This window comes from Nocardia vinacea NBRC 16497, assembly GCF_000308835.1.
Lineage (GTDB): Bacteria > Actinomycetota > Actinomycetes > Mycobacteriales > Mycobacteriaceae > Nocardia > Nocardia vinacea.
The window spans coordinates 12,830-33,354 of the sequence record NZ_BAGN01000421.1; the positions used below are offsets into that span (position 1 = coordinate 12,830).

General features: G+C 64.7%; 20 protein-coding genes. 15 read left to right on the forward strand and 5 right to left on the reverse strand.

Annotated elements, in window-relative coordinates; genetic code table 11:
• Positions 1-22 precede the first annotated feature (22 nt).
• On the reverse strand, positions 23-781 hold the full coding sequence (locus ON44_RS42765; RefSeq protein WP_157187614.1) for an LmeA family phospholipid-binding protein: 759 nt from the start codon (positions 779-781) through the stop codon (positions 23-25).
• Between the two features lie 175 nt (positions 782-956).
• Here ON44_RS42765 and ON44_RS42770 point away from each other — a divergent pair, with 175 nt between their 5' ends.
• The 7 genes from ON44_RS42770 to ON44_RS42800 all read left to right on the forward strand — a co-directional run bounded on the left by ON44_RS42770 (position 957) and on the right by ON44_RS42800 (position 6,592).
• Positions 957-2,492, forward strand: coding sequence for an MFS transporter (locus ON44_RS42770; RefSeq protein WP_040700859.1), 1,536 nt, complete (start codon positions 957-959; stop codon positions 2,490-2,492).
• Positions 2,493-2,523: 31 nt separating this feature from the next.
• Positions 2,524-3,480, forward strand: a complete 957-nt coding sequence (locus ON44_RS42775) for a hypothetical protein (protein ID WP_040700862.1) — start codon at positions 2,524-2,526, stop codon at positions 3,478-3,480.
• Positions 3,481-3,494: 14 nt separating this feature from the next.
• Positions 3,495-4,205, forward strand: a complete 711-nt coding sequence (locus ON44_RS42780) for a hypothetical protein (RefSeq protein WP_040700864.1) — start codon at positions 3,495-3,497, stop codon at positions 4,203-4,205.
• Between the two features lie 250 nt (positions 4,206-4,455).
• Positions 4,456-5,646 (forward strand): inorganic phosphate transporter, encoded by a 1,191-nt coding sequence (locus ON44_RS42785; RefSeq protein WP_040700917.1) that lies wholly within the window; start codon positions 4,456-4,458, stop codon positions 5,644-5,646.
• Between the two features lie 13 nt (positions 5,647-5,659).
• The gene (locus ON44_RS42790) at positions 5,660-5,950 is read left to right on the forward strand and encodes a hypothetical protein (protein ID WP_040700865.1); all 291 of its coding nucleotides are present in this window, start codon (positions 5,660-5,662) and stop codon (positions 5,948-5,950) included.
• Between the two features lie 4 nt (positions 5,951-5,954).
• A complete protein-coding gene (locus tag ON44_RS42795; RefSeq protein ID WP_040700866.1) occupies positions 5,955-6,263 on the forward strand; it encodes a DUF3349 domain-containing protein in 309 nt (102 codons plus the stop codon).
• A gap of 8 nt (positions 6,264-6,271) precedes the next feature.
• Positions 6,272-6,592: a DUF3349 domain-containing protein gene (locus ON44_RS42800; protein WP_040700867.1), complete on the forward strand. Its 321-nt coding sequence runs from the start codon at positions 6,272-6,274 to the stop codon at positions 6,590-6,592.
• Positions 6,593-6,618: 26 nt separating this feature from the next.
• On the opposite strand, the gene ON44_RS42805 is transcribed toward ON44_RS42800, so the two are convergent.
• Together ON44_RS42805 and ON44_RS47560 are read right to left on the reverse strand one after the other, a co-directional pair.
• Positions 6,619-8,259 carry a GMC oxidoreductase gene (locus ON44_RS42805; protein WP_083898525.1) on the reverse strand — a complete coding sequence of 547 codons (1,641 nt, stop codon included), beginning with the start codon at positions 8,257-8,259 and terminating at the stop codon, positions 6,619-6,621.
• Positions 8,260-8,503: 244 nt separating this feature from the next.
• Positions 8,504-8,980, reverse strand: coding sequence for a GNAT family N-acetyltransferase (locus ON44_RS47560; protein ID WP_051183303.1), 477 nt, complete (start codon positions 8,978-8,980; stop codon positions 8,504-8,506).
• A gap of 275 nt (positions 8,981-9,255) precedes the next feature.
• Between ON44_RS47560 and ON44_RS42815 the strand changes: the two genes are divergently transcribed.
• On the forward strand, positions 9,256-10,638 hold the full coding sequence (locus ON44_RS42815; protein WP_040700868.1) for a lipase family protein: 1,383 nt from the start codon (positions 9,256-9,258) through the stop codon (positions 10,636-10,638).
• 401 nt (positions 10,639-11,039) lie between these two features.
• On the opposite strand, the gene ON44_RS42825 is transcribed toward ON44_RS42815, so the two are convergent.
• Positions 11,040-12,182 carry an LLM class flavin-dependent oxidoreductase gene (locus ON44_RS42825; RefSeq protein ID WP_040700922.1) on the reverse strand — a complete coding sequence of 381 codons (1,143 nt, stop codon included), beginning with the start codon at positions 12,180-12,182 and terminating at the stop codon, positions 11,040-11,042.
• A 179-nt stretch (positions 12,183-12,361) separates the two neighbouring features.
• On the opposite strand from ON44_RS42825, the gene ON44_RS42830 reads away from it, so the two are divergent.
• The gene (locus ON44_RS42830; RefSeq protein ID WP_040700923.1) at positions 12,362-13,585 is read left to right on the forward strand and encodes an acyl-CoA dehydrogenase family protein; all 1,224 of its coding nucleotides are present in this window, start codon (positions 12,362-12,364) and stop codon (positions 13,583-13,585) included.
• A complete protein-coding gene (locus ON44_RS42835; RefSeq protein WP_040700870.1) occupies positions 13,582-15,012 on the forward strand; it encodes an LLM class flavin-dependent oxidoreductase in 1,431 nt (476 codons plus the stop codon). Before ON44_RS42830 ends, ON44_RS42835 begins: the two co-directional genes overlap by 4 nt.
• On the opposite strand, the gene msrC is transcribed toward ON44_RS42835, so the two are convergent.
• Complete coding sequence (msrC, locus tag ON44_RS42840; RefSeq protein ID WP_040700871.1) at positions 15,009-15,494, reverse strand: free L-methionine (R)-S-oxide reductase MsrC; 486 nt, start codon at positions 15,492-15,494, stop codon at positions 15,009-15,011. The two genes, ON44_RS42835 and msrC, sit on opposite strands and share 4 nt — an antisense overlap.
• A gap of 124 nt (positions 15,495-15,618) precedes the next feature.
• On the opposite strand from msrC, the gene ON44_RS42845 reads away from it, so the two are divergent.
• The 5 genes from ON44_RS42845 to ON44_RS42865 all read left to right on the forward strand — a co-directional run bounded on the left by ON44_RS42845 (position 15,619) and on the right by ON44_RS42865 (position 20,491).
• Positions 15,619-16,992 (forward strand): styrene monooxygenase/indole monooxygenase family protein, encoded by a 1,374-nt coding sequence (locus ON44_RS42845; RefSeq protein WP_040700924.1) that lies wholly within the window; start codon positions 15,619-15,621, stop codon positions 16,990-16,992.
• Between the two features lie 128 nt (positions 16,993-17,120).
• A complete protein-coding gene (sfnG, locus tag ON44_RS42850) occupies positions 17,121-18,236 on the forward strand; it encodes a dimethylsulfone monooxygenase SfnG (protein WP_040700872.1) in 1,116 nt (371 codons plus the stop codon).
• Positions 18,236-19,444 carry an SfnB family sulfur acquisition oxidoreductase gene (locus ON44_RS42855; protein ID WP_040700873.1) on the forward strand — a complete coding sequence of 403 codons (1,209 nt, stop codon included), beginning with the start codon at positions 18,236-18,238 and terminating at the stop codon, positions 19,442-19,444. The genes sfnG and ON44_RS42855 overlap by 1 nt, the downstream gene beginning before the upstream one ends.
• 23 nt (positions 19,445-19,467) lie before the next feature.
• Positions 19,468-19,977 carry an NADPH-dependent FMN reductase gene (locus ON44_RS42860; RefSeq protein ID WP_040700874.1) on the forward strand — a complete coding sequence of 170 codons (510 nt, stop codon included), beginning with the start codon at positions 19,468-19,470 and terminating at the stop codon, positions 19,975-19,977.
• On the forward strand, positions 19,970-20,491 hold the full coding sequence (locus ON44_RS42865; protein WP_040700875.1) for a flavin reductase family protein: 522 nt from the start codon (positions 19,970-19,972) through the stop codon (positions 20,489-20,491). Before ON44_RS42860 ends, ON44_RS42865 begins: the two co-directional genes overlap by 8 nt.
• Positions 20,492-20,525 lie beyond the last annotated feature (34 nt).

Genomic DNA, 20,525 nt, shown 5'->3' on the forward strand with positions numbered 1-20,525 from the left:
GCTCGGGTTGTTCGGGGCATGATCAGCAGCTGTCCGAGTTCGCTTCCAAGGTGGTGTGGCCGCCGGTGAGGTGGACCGTGATGCCGGTTCCGGTGACTTTCAGTTCCTCGGCCTGCAGATTCAGCGGGTAGCTCTGCAGGCTTTCGGTGATGATGTCGATGACGTTTCCGGTCAGGTCGGTTGGAATGCCGCGGGTGGAGACGGTGTCGATGCGGATCTTGTGATCGACGACGTATGGACGCAGCTGGAGGTGGGCCAGACCGCCGAGCGCGGTGACGTCGATGGTGCCGGTGCTCGGGTCCGAGGTGACTCCGGATACCAAGCCGCGCAACGTTTTCGCGATGCCGTCATTGCTCCAGGTGGCATCGGCGGTGCTGTTGCCGACGGCGGCGCTGCGGCCGCCGTCGCTGAGTTCGATGTCGTTCAATCGCGCGTGCACCCGCATATCCACTGCGGGGCCGAAGCGGGCGTCGTCGCTGCCGACGATGACGTAGGGGATCCGGTTGTCGAACCGGGTGATCAGCAGTGGTTTCGGGCCGAAATGCACGGCGACGTCGGATCCGAGATCGTTTTCCACCTGTGCGGCGACACAGCGTTGCGTTTCGTGCCGGTAATAGATCTCGGCCGACCCGACGCCTGCCGCGGCGAGCGCGGTGACGACGCCCAGGCTCACGAGGACGGTTCGCAGCTTCCGTGAGCGTGGCGCGGTCGGTCGATCGGATTGGGTGATTTCTGTCGATCGTCGACGGAACATTCGGGACTCCAGTGTGGTGACGGTCATTGATGACGTTTTAGTCATCACTCTTGACTGACAGTGTGCTCATGACTGACGATATCGTCAATAGAAGTGTTGCGGCACACCTTCGCGCAGTAACTGCCGCACTGCGCCGACGCAGAGTCAGAGTTTCGACCGACCCGATTACCGGCCCCGAAAGGTCGGTTTACCAGGAGTAACGATGAGTGGATCAGCATTGGACAGCGAATCGGCCGCGATCGCGGCCGGTCGCGCCGGAACCGGCGGGATTCTCGTGGCGATGTGCACGTGCCTGGTGCTCGTCGTCGCGTCGGTCTCGGCGGTCAACTTGGCCATGCCGGATCTGGCAATGGACCTGTCGGCCTCGACGACCGCGCTGACGTGGATCGCCGACGGCTACACCGTCGCGCTGGCCGCGTTGGTGCTGCCGATCGGTGCGCTCGGCGATCGGCTCGGCCGCCGCAATGTCCTGATCGCAGGCGCCGTGGTCTTCGCCGTCGGCTCGGTTGCCGCGGCATTCGCCGATACGACCAGCACACTCATCGCCTGGCGCGTCGTCATGGGCATCGGTGCGGCGATGATCATGCCGGGCACACTGTCGACGATCACCGCGGCTTTTCCGCCTACCCAGCGCGATCGTGGAGTTGCGGTGTGGTCCGGTTTCGCTGCGGCCGGTGCCATTATCGGGCTCCTCGCAGCCGGTGGACTGCTCGAAATATGGAGTTGGCGTTCGATTTTCGTCGCCAGCGCCGCCGTCGCGGTGCTCGGTGGTCTGCTGGCAATGGCGTTGGCGCCCAACACGCGTGACGAAGAACGCCGCCAACTCGACCATCCGGGCGCGTGGACCAGCGCGGTCGCGATCGGCGCGCTGGTATACGGGATCATCGAGGGCAGCGAGGCCGGCTGGACCAGCGGCAAGGTGATCTGCAGCTTCGTCGTCTCCGCCGTCGCGCTGGCCGGCTACGCATTCCTCGGATTCCGCAACCACCATGCGCTGCTGGACCCACGACTGTTCGGCATCCGCGGCTTCCGGGCCGGAGCGGTCACCATCCTGGTCCAGTTCATGGCGGTATTCGGGTTCTTCTTCGTCGGCTTGCAGTACCTGCAGTTGATTCTCGGCTACAGCGCTCTGAAGAGTGCGGTTGCGCTGATCCCGATCGCCGTTGTGGTCATGCCGGTCAGTGCTCTCACGCCCAGGTTGACCAAGAGCGTCGGCATCAAGGCCGTGCTGAGCGTCGGGCTGTTGCTGCTCGCGGGCGGTCTGTTCGCGCTGTCGTTCCTGCACACCGACTCCGGGTACTTGCCCTTCCTCGGCGGCCTGGTCGTCGCCGGTCTCGGCATCGGACTGACGAGTGCGGCCGGTACCGCGGTCATCGTCGGGTCGTTGCGCGCCGACCAGCAGGGAGTTGCCTCGGCGATGAACGATGCCACGCGCGAAGTCGGCGCAGCGGTCGGAATCGCCTTGATGGGTTCGGTGTTCAGCAGCCACTACAAATCGTCGCTGCCCGCGCTCGACCAGGTTCCGCCCGAGGCCGCGCATGCGGTCGAATCCTCGGCGGCCGCAGGGTTGCAGGTCGCGGCCCGTCTCGGTCCGCAAGGGGAGGTGCTGGCGGGGGCGGTTCGGTCGGCGTTCATCGACGGTCTGTCCGCCTCGCTGATCGCGGTCGCAGTCATCGTTGCCGTCGCTGCCCTCGGCGCCTTGCTGCGCGCGCCACACACCCAGACACCCGCGCAGTAACCCCACCGCGACACAAAGGAGCCGTATCCCTATGCAACCGTTCAGTATTCGCCGCGCATTCGCAATTCCCGCATCCGTTGCTCTGGTCGCCACCGGCGCCCTTCTGGTCGCCGGATGTGGCAGCGGATCCGGGGGTGACAACGCATCACCGGTGTCGACGCAGCCATCTGCTGGCGGTGCCGCCGGGATAACCGTCCCCGCTGACAAGGCGGGGCACCCATGGGCGTCGGCCACATCGGCCGCCATCAAGCCCGGAGTGCAGACCTACACGCAGGGCTCGGGGCAGTGCACCGCGAACTACGTATTCGTCGACGATTCCGGCAATGTCTATCTCGGCCAGGCCGCGCACTGCGCGAGTACCGGGGAAAGCAACGAGACCAACGGCTGCAGCGCCGCCAGCCTGCCGCTCGGCACACCGGTGACCATCAACCGCGCGGGGACACCGATGTCCAACGGTGAGGTCATCGCCACGGGTGAACTCGTCTACAGCAGTTGGCTGACGATGCAGGCAGCAGGCGAAAAGGATCGAAATACCTGCGCCTACAACGACTTCGCGTTGGTGAAGCTCGCTCCCGAGGATGCGGCCGAGGTCAACCCGAGCCTGCCGTATTGGGGTGGCCCAGTCGATATCAACACCACCGGTGCGAACGCCGGGGAGCGTGTTTACAGCTACGGCAACTCGAGCCTGCGCGGCGGGCTTGCCGGACTGTCCCCGCAGACCGGCATCAGCCGGGCCGCCGTTCCGGCCGACGAAGGCTGGAGCCACGCGCTGAATTCCCCGACTCCCGGGATTCCGGGCGACAGCGGCAGCGCCTTCCTCGATCGTGCAGGCCGCGCCCTCGGCACCCTGTCGACGCTGGGGTTCGCGCTGCCCGTCGTCAACAACATCGGCGATATCAGTCACGAACTCACTTACGCCCGAACACATTCCGGCATTGCCGGACTCGCGCTCGTGCTCGGCACCGAACCATTCGACCCGAACCGCTGAGGGAGCTCATTGTCATGATCAAGACACATTCGAAGCACCTGTGGTGGACGGTCGCAGCCGCGTGTGCGGTATTGCTGAGCGCCGGATGCGCAAGCGATGGCGGCCGCTCGGCTACGACGAGCGCAGGCAACAGTCTGCTGCTCGGTTCGCAGGAATTCCCTTCCGGTGCAATGCATGTCGAGCTACCGCGGGACAAGGTGGCAGCGGGGTTCGGCAATGTGAACGGCACCGCGAACAACAACGGCCCGGTCACCGTGACACCGGCGGAATGCGCTGGCGTACAGCAGGATCTGGCCGCGCAGTTGCAAGAGCTGATGCGCAATGCGTCCTTCACCGGCGCGCAGACGGCCGACGGCACCGTTTTCACCGAGATCATTTCCGACACCGCCGCCGATCTCGGCAAGATCTCCGATGTCACCAACCGCTGCCAGCAGATGACTCTGACCACCTCGGTGGTGGGCAAACGGCTCACCAACACCACGGTGACCATCGAAACTCTGCCGCTGCCAGGTGAACTCAACGGAATCGGCGCCATCGCCTACCATACGAGCTCCCACTCCGATGTCGTCGGCAACCCGGTCACGACCAGCTCCTACACCGCGTACGCCGTCATCGGTGGCATGACGATCGCCATGCACGCGGAGAACCTGACCGAAAAGTCGGACGACGAGACCTTCGAAAGCCTCTTCGATTCCGCTGTGCAAAAGGTCCGCGACGCAACGTGATCCACGTCGTATCCGACAGCCGAGCCGCCGCGGTGAAGTTTTGTTCGGACAGCGGCGGAACGGTGGAGGATGGCGCACGGCACCTGTCGTCCGGCACGCCGAGGCCGGTAAACCCGTCGTCGTGATCGCGGCACCCGCTGATGGCCCGATGGGTGGTGCCACCTGTCCGGCTTCTTTTGGTCGGCTAAATAATGGGTGAACAGATCGCTCAGCTGTAGCAGCCGGGATGCGCGCGCATGAAAATGGCTGGGTGAGCGCTGAACTGATCGTGCTTTTGATCGTGATAGTGACCGCGTTGGCGTTCGATTTCACCAACGGTTTTCACGATACCGCCAATGCCATGGCGACCTCGATCGCTACCGGTGCGCTCAGCCCGCGGGTAGCGGTTGGTATGTCTGCCGTACTCAATCTGATCGGAGCCTTCCTATCGGTCGAGGTTGCCAAGACCGTGTCGGGTGGGCTGCTGAATATCAACAATGTGCACCATATGGAGTTGCTGCACATCGTGTTCGCGGGTCTGGTCGGTGGGATTCTATGGAATCTGTTCACCTGGCTGTTCGGCCTTCCGTCGAGTTCCTCGCATGCGCTGTTCGGTGGTCTCATCGGTGCGGCGGTGGCTGCGCTGGGGACCGGCGGGGTGATCTGGACCGGGAATGAGAAGACGGGTCTGATCAGCAAGATCCTGGTGCCCGCGCTGTTGGCGCCGTTCGTTGCCGCACTCGTGGCCGGGCTCGGCACGTTCCTGGTCTATCGGCTTACGCGTCGATCGGTCGAGAAGAAGGTGAACGACGGGTTCCGTTGGGGGCAGATCGGATCCGCCGCGCTCGTCTCGCTCGCGCACGGTACGAATGATGCGCAGAAGACGATGGGCGTCATCTTCATGGCGCTTGTCGCGCACGGCACATTCACCAATAGCGACGCGATTCCATTGTGGGTCAAGATCTGTTGTGCGGTGGCGATCGCCGCGGGCACCTACCTCGGCGGCTGGCGCATAATCCGCACCCTCGGCAAGGGTTTGGTCGAGCTCGATCCGCCGCAGGGGTTCGCGGCCGAATCATCCTCGGCTGCAATTATTCTCACGTCCGCGCAGTTCGGACTTCCGCTCTCGACGACGCAGACCGCGACCGGTTCGATCCTCGGTACCGGGCTCGGCAAGCCGGGCGCGGAGGTGCGCTGGGGTGTTATGGGCCGGATGGTTGTCGCGTGGCTGTTCACGCTCCCGCTCGCGGGTCTGGTCGGCGCGGTGTGCTGGTGGATCGCCGATCTGGTCGGCGGCCTTGGCGGCGTGCTGATCGACTTCGCGATCCTGATCGCGATGTCGGCCTACATGTACCTGCGGTCGCGACGCAATCCGGTCGACACCAGCAATGTCAATGACGAATGGGAGGGTGGGCACACGCCTGCGTCCAACGTCGAGGCCAAGGCCGGCGCGTCGGTCTGAGGAGGTTGGATTCATGGATACAATCACCGCTATCGCCAAGTCGCTGGGCGAGGTGACTCTGATCGCCGTCCTGCTCGGGACCGGGTTACCGGTGATCTTCGCGACCGGGATTCGGCTCTGGTCGATGGAGCCCGCCACCGCCGACGGTGCCGGTGCGCGCAACCAAGCCGCGCAAGTCGTCGCGTACCTCTGCTTCGCGATTGTCATCGTCGCGGTGGTCCTCGGAATCCTTTATATCGCAAAGGATTTCCTCAGCCACACCTTCGACATCCAGCTGTTCGGCGCCAAACCTCCCAAGAAGTGAACCCATGACATCCAAAGCATCCATACTCGGATCGGTCCTGAACTGGCTGCGTGCCGGGTATCCGCACGGCGTCCCACCCGAGGACTACGTCGCGTTGTTCGCCGTGCTGCACCGCAAGCTGACCGAGGACGAGGTCGGTGAGGTTGTCGAACAGTTGATCGCAGCGGATACCGATGGCGTGATCGACCGTGGTCAGGTCCAGGACGCAATCGGCAAGCTCGCGCACGAGAAGCCGGGCGAGGATGATGTGAATCGGGTCGCTGCCCGGCTCGCCGCCGTGGGGTGGCCGCTGGCACACCCCTCCGACGCCTGATACCTCCTATGGCCCTATCCGATCTCCTCACCAGAATCGTCGCGTGGTTGCGGGCCGGATATCCGCACGGCGTGCCGGATCCGGACTATGTGCCGCTGCTGGCCCTGCTCTCGCGGCGACTGCCCGAAGCGGATGTGCGGCAGGTGGCGGACGCGCTGATCGAGCAGGGCGCCATACCGGCCGACCGGGTCGATATCGGCGTGCTCATCACCAAACTGACCAATGAGATGCCACTCGAATCCGATATCGCCCGCGTCCGAGCGCATTTGCAGGCCGCGGGCTGGCCGATCGATGACGCATGGCCCGATCCGGACGGGGAAAGAGGCTGACCGACCCTGCATGGACCGGCCCAGTGTCATGCCAGGTCGGTGGCGATGATCTTTTCGATATTGCGTTCCGCGAGGCCGGTAATCGTCAGGAATGGGTTGACGCCGGTGTTGCCCGGAATCAGCGAGCCATCGATGACATACAGCCCGGAGTATCCGTTGAGGCGGCCGTAGTTATCGGTGGCCTGTCCGAGCAGGCAGCCGCCGAGGGGGTGGTAGACGAAGTCGTCGCCCCAGACCTTGTAGACGCCGAACAGATCGGACCGATAAATCGTGCCCGCCTTGGAATTGATGGCATCGAATACGCGTTTCGCCGCATCGATCGAGGGTTGGGTGTACGACGCCTGCCAGGACAGATCTACCCCGCCGGTGGACGAGTTGTAGGTGAACTTGGCGCGGTTGGGGTTCTTGGTGATCGCCAGATAGAGGTTCACGCCGTTCTCGGTACTCGTTGGGAACGGGGCGATTTCGGCGAATACCGGACCGTTCGCATCGGCCCAGTTGTCGATGCCCATGCAGGGAATCGCGGATTGGAGCGCGCCGGTCAAATCCAGTCCGGCCCGGCCGACCATCACATTGCCGTTATTGCCCCAGCCCCCGCCGACCGAATCGGCGAGGTTGGGCAGCTTGCCCAGCGCCTTCATGGTGACGAGCAGCTTGCTTGTGCCGACGCTGCCCGCCGCGAAGAAGACCTTGTCCGCAGTGACCGTCTTGGTCGCCACCGTATTGCCGAGCACGTCGATCTGCGTGATGACCACCGTGTAACCGCTCGCGGCCGGTGCCACGCTGGTGACCTTGTGCAGCGGGGAGATGCTCAGTTTGCCGGTCGCGGCGGCCACCGCCAGATAGGTCTTGTCGAGTGAGCGCTTTCCGTAGTTGTTGCCGTAGATGACTTCACCGGCCAGCGCCGAGCGAGTGACGGTATTCGCCTGCTCCTTCTGCATGTAGCTGAAGTCGTAGACATTGGGCACGAATGTTGTTGTGTAGCCTGCGTTATTGGCGGTTGTGCGACTGACCCGCGCGTATTTGTAGCATTCGGCGGATTCGAACCAGGCCGAATCGACATTGTTGACGCCGAGCGCGGCCTGCGCGCGCGGAAAGTAGGTGGAGTACATCGTCGTCGCGTCGACCGATGGCAGGATCTGTTGGAAATAGTCCTGTTTCGGCAGCGGAGCCATACCGCCGTTGACCAGCGAGCCGCCGCCCACGCCGCGACCCTGATACACCCGCGTCGCCGCGAAATGCTCCGAATCGAGCACACCGGCGTCACTCGGGCTGATGTCTCGGTTGATATCCGCCCCGACGAAATGGCTGACCGGCTGCTCGGTCCTGGTTCGGAACCAATACGAGCGCTCGTCCGGATCGAGCATGGTGCAGAAGACTTTTCCGTCCGAACCGGGTGTGGTCCAGTTCTGGCCCATCTCGATCATCGCCACCTGCTTGCCCGCCTGACACAAGCGCAGCGCGGCGACCGCGCCGCCGTAGCCGCTGCCGATGATCAGATTCGGCACGTGATCCCCGTTGCCGATGGGTGCCGCCGACGCCTTGGCGGTCCACGCGGCCGGGCTGAGCGTCATCGCCCCGGCGGCAATTGCAGTGCCCGCCAAGAATTTCCGGCGATTCATCCCTTGGCGAACGCCGGTGTTGGCCGAGGGGCGTCGGTCGTACATGAGCGAAACCTTCCGATGTGAGGCGTAGGAGAGTGCCTCGAATCGGCAGACTGTAACAGGTTCTAGTTGAGATTTGAGCAAATTCTGATGTTGATGTGTCAATCCTGGACGGAGTACTTTCGAGGCGGCATCGACGGCTCAATGACATTGGGTCGCAACAAATGTCGATCACAGCATCGATGACCGCCATCCCGATGGCGTCGGAGGTGCCGCCGAACAATGGCACGACAGCTGATTCCGCGGCTCACGAGTCCAGGTGTCGGCTCCGCAATCGGTACTCGAATATGCCTCGCGGTTCACCTGGCCCGAAATACTGGTCGTCATGTTCGACGAATTCGAACCCGGCCTGCTTGAACAAGGCCGCCGCAGGCTGGTTGTCGGGGCGCACGGTCAGGTAAACCACGTCGGCCCCATCTGTACGACATTGCTGCAGCATGTGGTCGAGCAGGGCACGACCGTAGCCTTTGCCCTGGTACTGCTCGACCACCGCGAACGTGAACAGGAGGGCGCGGCCCGCCTTGTGGAGCGTCAGCGCATAACCGATCACCCTGCCGTCCAGCTCGGCAACCAGCCAGTCGGATCCGTGCAGGTCGTACAGCTGTCGCAGCATCAGATACAGGTACGGCTCGGCGAACACCGCGGCCTCGATGGCCGCGATATCTTCGATGTCGGCGAGGCGTGCCTGCCGGTATTGCGGCTGCGGCGCTCTTACGATGTCCATGAGCTTCCTAGTGCCGGGGCATAGGTCATCGCGGACCACTGCACCAAGAACGATACGCGGCTGACCCTTGTCTGTGAGAACTGCAGGGGATCGGAGGCGGCGGCAGCGTCGTTGTTCGTTCGAGCCTGCTTGTGCACCAGTGATTTTCGGAATTTTGGGTGCGACCAGCGTGTCGGGCCGGCTCAGTCGTGACAAGTTCGAATAGATCCCAGGTGTTGTTCCGCTGCGACATAGTCTGGCCTTCGTCGGGCGGTGTCGAATCCGGGAGGTGGCAGATGTCGATTTTCCGAGCTGTCGTCGTCGCGAGCATGGTGGGTTGCTCGCTGCTGGTGGGGCCGGCGCCCGCGCATGCCGACCCGACCGAAGGCCCGGCCGCGCCGGTGTCGCCCGGCCCGTCCGACCTGCAGCGGTGGATCGATGCCCACATCCCGGCGCCATCGCTCCGGCCCGCCGCATCACCGCCATCCGGTGCGTTGCCCGCGGACTTGGCGGCGTTGTGGCAAGCGGTGCGGTCCGCGCCGTCGGGGGATCGGATGTTCGACGAGTGGCCGGATGGGCTCGATCGTCTCGCGCCCGGCGATATCGTCGAGTGGCGAGATGTGACAGCGACTTCTGCGCTGCTGGCGATCGTGCCGATTCAGCGTGCGATCCTGCTGAAGTTCCGGACGACGGACGCCTCCGGCGTGCCATCCTTCGGCACCGCGACCTTGGTGATTCCCGCCGCCGCATGGACGGGTCCGGGGGATCGGCCGGTATTGGTGAACGCCGTGCCGATCAATTCGCTCGGGCTCAGCTGCACGCCGAGCTACGCGATGGCGCACGGATTGCACAGCAAGTTCAACGCGGGGGATCTGTTTCCGCCGAACACGGCCTGGGGCCTCAGCCGCGGCTACGCGGTGCTGATTCCCGATCACGAGGGGCCATGGATGGCCTACGCCGAACCGAAGGTCGCCGGGCATGTGGTGCTGGATTCCATTCGCGCGGTGCGCAACGTGCTGCCGACGGAGTTCACGGGCAGCCGTTTCACGCTAACCGGGTATTCCGGTGGCGCGATCGCATCGTATGCGGCCGCAATGCTGCTCGACGAGTACGCGCCGGAATTGTCGGGTGTGCTGGTCGGGGCGGCCATGGGTGGGCTCGTGACCGACTATCGAATGGTCGCCGGCCGCTTCAACGGCAACTCCGCATCCGGCATTCTGCTGGTAGTCGCGCTGGCGATGGGCCGGGAGCATCCGGCGACTCTCGGCTATATGAATCATCTGGCGCAGTGGGCGGCGACCTCACCCATCAAGGACACCTGCGGTGACAGCAATGGCCCGCTCGGCGTGGTCGGCGTTCCCATCGATGCCGCTGCCAATGTCAGCAACCCGCTGACCAGCGAAATCGCCGATCGGATCTTCGGGCAGCTCAGCCTGACCGACCGTAAGTCGGGTGCGCCGCTCTACATCTATCACGCCGCCAGCGACATCTGGATCCCGCAGCAAAACGGCGACGATCTCTACCGCGCCCAATGCGCGCGCGGCGTCCCCGCGGTGCACCGCACCGAACCCGGTGAGCACGTCATCGCCCTGATCACCGGCTTCCCCGGGGAGATCGGCTGGATCGACGGGCGCTTGCGCGGCGAACCCGCCCCGAGCGAATGCCCTCCGCGCCGGTGAGTTCGGATCAGTGGTGAGACTCCAGAGAAACCGCCGGGCCGGGCGCATCGGGTGATGGCACCGCGGTCGTATTCGACGCCGATCCCGACCGCTGGTGCGCCAGCCAGCCCGCCGGGGTCGCAGCCGAGACCCGATGTCGACCTGCCCTGGTCGGACCAGTTCTTCGGCCGACTGGGCCTCGTCCTCGGCGTCGCATACCGCTCCGCCGCGGCAATCACCGACGGCAGCACCCCCCGGGGTGACGAGTGCCTCGTCCAATTACCTTCTGCGGTAACCGGGTCTGGCATTCTCCCCGTCGAGCGCAGTCGAATTGTGGTGTCGGACGGCGTGGCGGACCGCATTTCGACTGCGCTCGGCGCACAGCCGGACCTGATGGCGAAGCAGCCTATCTGGACGGGCCACTAGTGCGTAGCAGTTGCGAAAGGCGTTGCTACAGGGGTGGATTCGGTGCGGTGGGGGTGCGCCCATCGGCCGCGGCGTTCCAGGATGGGTAGCACGCCCTCGCCGAACCAGTAGGCCTCTTCGATGTGTGGGTAGCCGGAGAGGATGAAGTGGGTGATGCCGAGGTCGGCGTACTCGATCAAGCGGTCGGCGACCTCTTCGTGTGAGCCGACCAGTGCGGTGCCGGCCCCGCCGCGGACCAAACCGACGCCCGCCCACAGGTTCGGCGCGATCTCCAGACGATCGGTGCGGCCACCGTGCAGGTCCAGCATTCGGCGCTGGCCTTCGGATTCGCTGCGCGCGAGACTGGCTTGCACGCGGGCTATTTCGGCCGGGTCGAGGCCGGACAGCAGCCGATCGGCCACGGCCCAGGCCGCTTCGGAGGTGTCGCGGCTGATGACGTGAATGCGTAGGCCGTAGCTGAGCTCTCGGCCTTCGGCGACGGCGAGTCCGCGGATCCAATCGAGTTTCTTGCCCACCGCGGCGGGTGGTTCGCCCCATGTGAGGTAGGTGTCGGCATAGCGGGCCGCGACGGGTCCGGCGGGTCCGGAGGAGCCACCGAAGAAGACCGGTGGGATCGGGTCCGGATGGTTGTTGAGCAGGGCGTCGCGGATCTGAATGTGGGTGCCCTCGAAGCTGATCGGCTCGCGGGACTCCCACAGTTCGCGCACCACGTGCAGGAATTCGGCGGTGCGGGCGTAGCGCTGTTCTTTATCGAGGAAGTCGCCGTAGGCCTGTTGTTCGTGTGGTTCGCCGCCGGTCACCACATTCAGCAGCAGGCGGCCGCGGGAGTGACGCTGGTAGGTCCCGGCCATCTGCGCGGCCAGCGTCGGGCTGACCAGTCCGGGGCGAAACGCCACCAGGAACTTCAGCGTTTCGGTGGTTTCGACGAGCATGGCGGTGGTCAGCCAGGCATCCTCGCACCACGCGCCGGTCGGGGTGAGGACCGCCTCGAAACCGTTGTCCTCGGCTGCCGCGCCGATTTGGTTGAGGTAGCGCAGCGATGCCGGCCGGTCACCGGACATCGAAGTGCCGTGACCACCGGCGATCAGGCCACGCGAATCGCCGTAGGTGGGCAGAAACCAATGGAACGACAGTGACATCGACAACTGCTCCTCGCCGGTTCGGATGCCGTTTTCAGGCATGGACAATCGCGATGCTGCCAGCGTCGCCGAGCTCTGTCATCGGTTGGAATCTGTGTGGTTCTTACCCCTACCAGCGTGTTTCGATCGCGATGCATCTAACTGGTGAGCTGACGGTCGGACCGCGCGATCGTGGGGTGATGACATCCATCGACGCGAAATCCACCACAGACTCCGACCTGGATGCGATCTTCGGGCCGATCTTCGAGCGCATCGCGCAGGGCGCGGTCGAGCGCGAGATCGATCGTCGGCTGCCTTTCGAGGAAGTGGCCTGGCTGCGCGAGGCCAAATTCGGTGCGTTGCGGGTGCCGGTCGAATTCGGCGGCTACGGCGTCACGGTGCGACAGCTGTTCCGGTTGCTCATCGAATTGGCCGCCGCCGAATCGAATCTGCCGCAGGCGCTGCGGGTGCACTTCTCCTTTGTCGAGGACCAGTTGCTCGCCGAACCGGGGGAGCATCGTACGCATTGGCTGCGCGCCGCGGCCGGGGGCACGCTCGTCGGCAATGCGATCACCGAGCCGGGCATCGGCGCGGTCGACCACTATCGCACGCGGCTGACGAAGGATGGTGATCGGTGGCTGCTCAACGGCACCAAGTACTACAGCACCGGTTCGCTCTATGCGGACTACATCCTCGCGGCGGCCGATCGCGACGGTGAGCGGGTGGGCGTACTCGTCGACGCGAATGCCGACGGAGTCCGCCAGCATGACGACTGGGACGGCTTCGGCCAGCGGCTGACCGCAAGCGGCACAACGGAATTCGCCGATGTCAAGGTCGAGCCCGAGCGCATTCTCGGACCCGGCTACGGCGCGCCGGGACCGACCTACGCGACCTCTTACCTGCAGTTGGTCCAGCTGTCGGTACTTGCCGGAATCGCGAAGCGAGCTGAGCGCGATGCCCGCGAGTGGGTAGCGGCGCGCACCCGCGGCTACACCCATTCGGCCGCCGATCTGCCACGCCAGGATCCGTTGGTGCAGCAGGTGATCGGGCGGCTCTCCGCCGCCGCATTCGCCGCCGAGGCCACCGTGCTCGCCGTCGCCGATGTGCTCGACAAGGTGCTCGCGGGCGGTGCGCAGGACGAAGACGCCATCGTGGCAGCGGAACTCGCCGCCGCACAGGCACAGCTCGCGGTCATCGATCTCGTATTGCCGGCCACCACACTGCTGTTCGAGGTCGGCGGCGCATCGGTTGTCTCCGAGCGGCTGCGGCTGGACCGGCACTGGCGCAACGCCCGCACCATCTCGGTGCACAATCCGGCCATCCAAAAGGCCAGGTCGATTGGTGATTATCTGCTGAACGGCACCCAATTGCCGTTCGCCTGGAGTGCGGGCGAGCGCAAGCCCGCGACGGGAGACCAGCAGTGACGCGCCGCATTCGCTTCAACGCCTTCGACATGAACTGCGTCGCCCACCAATCACCCGGTCTGTGGCGACATCCCGATGACCAATCGCATCGGTACAAGGAACTGAGCTACTGGACTGAACTGGCAAAGCTGTTGGAGCAGGGACGTTTCGACGGCATCTTCATTGCCGACGTGCTCGGCACCTACGACGTATACGGTGGCAACGATGTTGCCGCGCTGCGTCAGGGCGCTCAGATTCCGGTGGCCGATCCGCTGCTGCTGGTCTCGGCAATGGCCGCGGTCACCGAACATCTGGGCTTCGGCATCACCACCGGCACCGGCTTCGAGCACCCCTATCCATTCGCGCGCCGGCTCTCCACGCTCGATCACCTCACCAACGGGCGCATCGGCTGGAATGTGGTGACCGGCTATTTGCCTTCGGCCGCACGCAATTTCGGGGCCGACGACCAGCTCGACCACGATGAGCGCTACAACCAGGCCGACGAATACCTGGAGGTCCTGTACAAGCTGTGGGAGGGCTCCTGGGAGGACGACGCGGTGGTTCGCGATGCCGCGCAAGGCATCTACGTCGACCCGGCGAAGGTGCATCACATCGGCCATCGGGGTACGCACTATCAAGTGCCCGGCATCCATCTCTCGGAGCCGTCGCCGCAGCGGACGCCGGTGATCTACCAGGCGGGCGCGTCGCCGCGCGGTGTGCGCTTCGCCGCCGAGAACGCGGAGGCGATCTTCGTCGCCGGGCCTTCGAAACGGATTCTGGCACAGACTGTTTCCCGCATTCGTGATGCACTCGAAGCAGCGGGCCGGGATCGGTATTCGGCCCGCATATACGCATTGGCCACGATCATCACCGACTCCACCGACGAGGCGGCGCACGCCAAACACGAGGAGTACCTGTCCTATGCCAGCGTCGAGGGCGGGCTGGTCTTCATGTCCGGCTGGATGGGCATCGATCTGTCGAACTACGACCTGGATGATCCCATCGGCCAAGTGCAGAGCAATGCCATTCAGTCCGCCGTGGCCGCCTTCCAGGAATTCGACGACGACGGCCGGGAATGGACCGTCCGCGATATCGGCCGCTGGGCCGGGATCGGTGGTATGGGCCCGGTATTCGTCGGCTCCGGTGTCACTGTCGCCGACCAACTGCAGGACTGGGTCGCCGAAACCGACCTGGACGGCTTCAACCTGGCCTATGCCATAACTCCCGGCAGCTTCGAAGATATTGTGCGCCATGTGGTTCCGGTGCTTACCGAACGCGGCGCCTACACCACGGAATACACACCGGGTACCCTGCGAAACGCCTTGTTCGACAAGGGAGATCGGCTGCCGCTGGAGCACCGCGGTGCGCGGTATCGCCTCGGTGGGTCGTTGTCGACGGCTTTGCCCGATGACGTATCGCGGCCGGGCGCCACCGTCACAGTCACTTAATCGAGCGAATTCAGGAAGGCCTGGGCGATCGACTCCAGGCCTTTCCTGTCGATATCGTCGAAGCGGTTCGGTTGCGGGCTGTCGAGATCGAAGACGCCGACGAGGATATCGTCACGCACCAGCGGAACTACGATTTCCGAGCGGGTGTCGGCATCGCAGGCGATATGGCCGGGAAATGCCTGCACATCGGGCACCAGTTGCGTTTCCCGGGTATCGGCGGCGGTACCGCAGACACCCTTACCGATGGCAATGCGTACGCAGGCCGGTTTGCCCTGGAACGGGCCGACCACCAATTCCTGTCCGTCGTAGAAATAGAATCCGACCCAATTCACCTCGGTGAGCGCGTGGAAGACGAGCGCGGCCAGATTCGCGGCATTCGCGATCCGGTCGGTCTCGCCCGCGACCAGCGCCTCGGCCTGTGCGACGAGTTGACGGTACTGTTCGGACCGGTCACCGGTCAGTTGGGAAACAGTGAACGACATGGCTGGATACTAGGACAGCCACGATCGGTCGCGTTCGGCGCGATCGTGAATTCCTGGTCACCCCATTGATTCTCGATGATCGCAACACTGCAACCATCGCGTCCGTGGACGGACGATGATTGGCATGACATCGCAGAATTCCCGCTCCACACGTTCGGCCGCGGTTATCGGCGCCGGTCAAACCGGCGTCACTGCGGCACTAGGATTACTCGACGCCGGATTCGACGTCACGCTCTACAGCGACCGCGATCAGCGATCGTTGCGCGACGACGTACCGGCCACCGGTACCGCACTCGAATTCGGGGAGACCCAACAAGCCGAATCCGCACTCGGTCTGGATACTTACACCGGCCGCGCACCCCGGCATACCGGGCTCAGCGTGCGCATCGCCGGCCCCGAGCGCGAGGAATTGATCCAATTCGACGGTCATTTCGACGGATATGTCGGGGTTGCGGTCGATACCCGTTTGAAGGCCGACGAACGGCTGACCGCATTTCTGGAACGCGGCGGACGTTTCGTCGTCGAGCAGGTGACGCCCGACAAACTCGACGCCATTGCCGCGGCTGCCGATCTCACCCTGGTCGCCACCGGACGCGGCGGCCTGTCCGACCTGTTCGCGGTCGATCAGGCGCGCACCCCTTATGACGCACCCCAACGGTCGCTGCTCACCGTCACCGTGACCGGAATCGGCCACGACGAAAGCGTTTTCGCGCACCGCAGCCGGGCCGGTGGCGCGCACAGCGGCTTCTCCATCTTCGCCGACCAGGGCGAGGGCTGGTGGGGACCGTACCTGCACAAGGATGCGGGCCCGAGCTGGGCGTTCCTCGGCTGGGCGCGGCCGGGCAGCGAATGGGAAAGTCGGTTCGCCGCAGCGGATTCGGCCGAATCGGCGCATCGGATCGTGCAGGATTTGTACCGCGATTTCATCGATTGGGATCTGCCCGAGGTGCTCGAAACCCGGGTGATCGCCGAGGATCCGCATTCCTGGCTCAAGGGCGCGGTCCGGCCGGTGGTCCGGTCCGGTGTCGGGCGCACCGCAGGTGGCCATGTGGTTGCCTCGCTCGGCGACACCTCGGCTGCCTACGACCCGATCGCGGGCCAGGGTGCGCAGAGCGGTCTGATCCAGGCGCAGCGCCTGGTCGCGGCGGCCGCCGTGCACGAGGGTCCGTTCGACGAGGACTGGATCAACGCGCAGTACGCGGCATTCCTGGCCGCGCGCGGTGATGCGGCGAATAGGGTCACCCGATTGTTCCTCGGCGATCCGGAATTTGCGGATATCGGTAATCAACTCTTCGCCGCCGCCGCGGTCGATTCGCGCTTCGCGAGTGCGCTCGTCGGGCTGCTGCACCGCCCGCAACCGTTCCTCGGTGTCGATTCGCTCGACGCGGCCGCCGAATTCATCACCCAGGTCACCGGCGAGGATGCGCCGGCACTGCTCGGACGGTTCTCGCCGGCCGGTCGGTTCAGTCGATCCGGATACAGCCTCGCCGAGGTCTGATCGCTACACCCATCCGATCGCACAGATTCAAACCCTCCTGCCGGTGGGCTTGCGGTGCTGGAGTGGAAGGGGCGCATGGTGCGCCCCTTCCTGGCGATAGACGGTTCCCCGACACCAATGGAGTAAGCATGACCACAGAGCACATCGCCGATCAGATCCGGTTCGCCTACTGGGTGCCGAATGTCAGCGGGGGGCTGGTCACCAGCGATATCGAACAGCGCACCAGTTGGGACTTCGAATACAACAAGAAGTTGGCGCAAACCGCGGAGAACAACGGTTTCGATTACGCGCTGTCCCAGGTCCGCTACACCGCCTCCTACGGTGCGGAATACCAGCACGAGTCGACTTCGTTCAGCCTCGCGCTGCTCGGTGCCACCGAGCGGCTGAAGGTGATCGCCGCGATCCATCCCGGACTCTGGCATCCGGCCGTGCTGGCCAAATTCGGCGCCACCGCCGACCATCTCTCCAATGGCCGCTTCGCCATCAACGTCGTATCCGGTTGGTTCGCAGGGGAATTCACCGCACTCGGCGAGCCGTGGCTCGAGCACGACGAACGGTACCGGCGCAGCGCCGAATTCCTCGAGGTGATCCGCAAGATCTGGACAGAGGATGATGTCAACTACGGCGGCGATTTCTACCGTATCCGCGATTTCACGCTGAAGCCCAAGCCGCTGAACACCCCCGAGCGTCCGAATCCCGAACTGTTCCAGGGTGGGAACTCGACGGCGGCGCGCCGCAATGGTGGTCGCTACGCCGACTGGTACTTCTCCAACGGCAAGGATTTCAACGGTGTCACCGAACAATTGGATGAGCTGCGCAGCATCGCCCAGGCGAACCAGCGTGAGGTCAAATTCGGTCTGAACGGCTTCATCATCGCCCGCGACACCGAGAAGGAAGCGCACGATACGCTGCGCGAAATCATCGAGAAGGCGAATAAGCCCGCGGTGGAAGGTTTCCGGGACGCGGTGCAACAGGCCGGTGCGTCCACGAAGGACCGCAAGGGGATGTGGGCGGATTCGACGTTCGAAGATCTCGTGCAGTACAACGACGGATTCCGCACCAAGCTGATCGGCACACCCGAACAGGTCGCCGAGCGCATCGTCGCCTACAAGGAACTCGGTGTCGACCTGATTCTGGCCGGTTTCCTGCATTTCCAGGAGGAGGTCGAATACTTCGGCGCGAAGGTGCTGCCGCTGGTCCGCGAACTGGAAGCCGCACGCACACCCGCCGCTGTGGGGAACTGATGACCGCCGTCGTCGCCGACCGGATCGAATCCGCAGCACACGCGTATTCAGTTGCGGCACAGCTCGCTTCGGAGTTCGCCGTCGGGGCGGCGGCGCGTGATCGCGGCCGTGAGCTGCCCTTCGCCGAGGTGGATCGACTCGCGTCGAGTGGATTGCTCGCGATCACCGTGCCCGCCGAATTCGGGGGCGCGGATCTGCCGCCGAGTGCGGTGGCGGAGGTGGTGCGGATTCTGGCGGCCGCCGATCCGAATATCGCGCAGATTCCACACAGCCACTTCGTGTACCTGAACCTGTTGCGGTTGGCGGGTGCCGTTGATCAGCAGGCGCGCTACTTCGGGCAGATATCGGCGGGTGCTCGGATTGCCAATGCGCAGTCCGAACGAGGCACTGCGACTGTCGCCGATATCGCGACGACGGTGCGGCCGGTGGGCGATCGCTTCCGCATCGATGGCGTCAAGTTCTACTGTACAGGTTCACTTTTCGCGGATCTGCTCGCGGTGCTCACCCGGCTCGACGATCCGGAGGGACGCAGTGGACGGCCTGCGGGGGAGTACATCGCGTATCTACCGGCTGATACTCCGGGCGTGCGAATCATCGACGACTGGAACGGCATCGGCCAGCGCACCACCGGCAGCGGGACCGTAGAATTCGCTGAGGTCGCCGTCGAACCGGATCAATTGATCGCCCGCTCGGCGGCGGTGCATGCGCCAACCGGATACGGCGCCTTCGCGCAACTGCTGCATGCCGCGATCGACACCGGCATCGCCCGTGGTGCACTCGGTGCGGCAACGGAATTCGTGCGCACGTCGAGTCGGCCGTGGTTCGAAGCCGGTGTCGACAGGGCTATCGATGATCCGCTGCTGATCCAGCGTTTCGGTGAGCTGTCGGTAACGGTGACTTCCGCCGAGGCCACGCTCACCGCCGCCGGTGTGGCCGTCGACGCCGCGATCCGTGACGCCGAATCCGTCGCTCCCGCATCGCTTGCCGTGGCCACCGCCAAGGTGCTCGCCGATCGCGCGGCCAACGAGGTTTCGGCCGCATTGTTCGAGGTCGGCGGAACACGCAGTGCCGCAGCGGATCTGAACCTGCACCACTTCTGGCGCAATGCCCGAACCCACACGTTGCACGACCCGGTCCGGTGGAAATATCAACACATCGGCCGGGCCTTACTGCACGACACCGCGCCACCGTTGCACGGCGTGATCTGATCGAGCGAGAAGAGGATACGGAAGTGACAGTTACGGTCGTCGTCGGGAATCCGAAGCCCGCCTCTCGTACCCTGACCGCGGCGCGGTTGGTCGCCGCGGGATTCCGTCCGGACGTGGAACCGGAGGTGATCGATCTGGTCTCCTTCGGCGCAAGCCTGCTGTCCTGGGGTGATCCCGAGGTCGCGGCCGCCGTTCGCACAGTGGTTGATTCGGATCTGGTGGTCTTCGCGAGTCCCACCTACAAAGCCACCTACACCGGTCTGTTGAAGCTGTTCCTCGAACAGTTCGAGGGCGGTACCGGACTGGCCGATGTGGTGGTGGTCCCGCTCATGCTCGGCGCGGGCCCGGCACACGCGCTCGCCCCGGATCTGCTGCTCAAGCCGGTACTGGTCGAACTCGGCGCGACGGCGGCGCTGCCCGGTCTCTACCTGTCGGACAGCACATTTCAGGAAGACGGCGCCATCGAGCGCTACACGGAACGCTGGCGCCCGGTCGCCGCGGCTCTCGCCTCGAAAGCGGCCGATCATGCATGAGCTCTTCGAATTTCCGTCCGACGGCTCCGGCCTACGTCGTGTCTTCGCCAGCTTTCCCAGCGGTGTCGTCGCGGTATGTGCCGAAATCGAGGGTACGCCACACGGTTTGGCGGTGAGCACTTTCGTTCCGGTCTCGCTGGACCCGCCGCTGGTATCGTTCTGCGTGCAGAACAGCTCGGCGACCTGGCCGAAACTGGATACCGCGACACACCTCGGTCTGAGCCTGCTCGGCACCGATCAGGAGCCCGCGGCTCGGGCACTGAGCAACCGCAACGGCAACCGCTTCCACAATGTGGATGTGCACCGTGGCGCGGCCGACGCGATCTTCATCGATGGTGCGACGGCGTGGATCGAGGGTGCGATCGAAGCCCGCGTCCCCGCGGGCGACCATACGGTGGTCATCCTGCGTATCAACCGCCTCGCCGCCCGCGCCGACGCCGAACCACTGATCTTCCACGGCAGCAAGTTCCGCAGCCTGCACCCGCACCGCGAGATCACCGAGATCGCGAGCTGAGGGCCGAGAACTGCGACCGATTCGGGAGCAGGTC